The 323-nt window shown below is 73.1% G+C and carries 1 protein-coding gene; it reads right to left on the reverse strand.

The genetic code is table 11. The annotated features are described in order from the left end of the window. On the reverse strand, nt 1–323 hold a 323-nt coding region (locus IF47_RS0127125; RefSeq protein ID WP_031511721.1), incomplete at both ends, for an RsmG family class I SAM-dependent methyltransferase.

Below are 323 nucleotides of genomic sequence, written 5' to 3' on the forward strand. Positions count from 1 at the left end.
CGTCGGCGGCGTGCCCGCCCCGTGCGAGCCGCCTTGGCCCGCTTCGCGGCGAAGCGCACACCGCCGGGGCTCTCCCCGACCTCGACCCGTACGACCGTGGACATCGGGTCCACGACGCCCTCACCCACATGCAGGATGGACGTCTCCACGGCACCCAGCTTGCTCAGTGCCGCCGACGCGCTCTTCAGCTCCTCCTCGGCGGCATCGCCCTTGAGCGCGAGCATCTCCCCATAGGGCCGCAGCAGCGGGACGCCCCAGGTGGCGAGGCGGTCGAGCGGCGCGACGGCGCGGGCGGTCACGACGTGAACAGGCTGGATCTTCCC

This window comes from Streptomyces megasporus (assembly GCF_000718985.1).
In the GTDB taxonomy this organism is placed as follows: domain Bacteria; phylum Actinomycetota; class Actinomycetes; order Streptomycetales; family Streptomycetaceae; genus Streptomyces; species Streptomyces megasporus.